The organism is Bradyrhizobium sp. SHOUNA76 (genome assembly GCF_023006445.1).
Lineage (GTDB): Bacteria > Pseudomonadota > Alphaproteobacteria > Rhizobiales > Xanthobacteraceae > Bradyrhizobium.
On the sequence record NZ_JALBHA010001035.1, the window covers coordinates 1 to 751 of the forward strand.

The window sequence follows — 751 nt, forward strand, 5'->3', positions numbered from 1 at the left end:
CGAGGCGGTCTCGAGCCGGGCCCCAAGCGCGGCTACGGTGGCGCAATCGAAAATGTCCTCGAACGAGAAGTCGACATTGAAGCGTTCGCGCAGGCGCGAGCGCATCTGCGTCACCGCGAGCGAATCCGCGCCCAGCGCGAAGACGTCCTGATCGACGCCGACCTGCGGCAGCTCCAAGAGACCGGCCCAGATCGCGGCGAGCTGGCTCTCCAGCGCATTGCGCGGCTGCCGCGCCTCGTCGCCGTCTTCCGCCTTGGCGATCAGCTCGGCCAGCGCGTTGCGCTTGACCTTGCCGCTGCCGCCCTTCGGCAGGGCTGCCACGCTGCGGATCAGGCTCGGCACCTTGTAGGCTGCGAGCCGCTTTCGCGCGAACTGGCGCAACTGGTCTGAGGTTGCCTCGGCATGCGGCCGCAGCACCACGACGGCAGCAACGTTCTCGCCGAGCTTCTCGTGCGGGACGGCGAACACGCCGGCCTCCAGCACCGCCGGATGGCTGAGCAGGACCTCTTCCACTTCGAGAGGTGAGATCTTCTGCCCGCCGCGGTTGATGACGTCCTTGATGCGCCCGACGATGAAGAGATAGCCGTCGCTATCGAGATAGCCGAGGTCGCCGGTCCGGAACCAGCCGTCGCGGAACGCGGCCTCTGTCGCCGCCTCGTCACTATAGTAGCCGCGGGTCATGTTCGGTCCGCGCAGCATGATCTCGCCGTGCGCGCCGCTCGCAAGCGCGCGGCCGGTCTCGTCCATGATC

1 protein-coding gene is annotated in these 751 nt (G+C 67.9%); it reads right to left on the reverse strand.

Translation table 11 applies throughout. The annotated features are described in order from the left end of the window. Positions 1-751 (reverse strand): non-ribosomal peptide synthetase (locus tag MOV74_RS39530; RefSeq protein ID WP_246933039.1); only part of this gene is annotated, 751 nt, incomplete at both ends.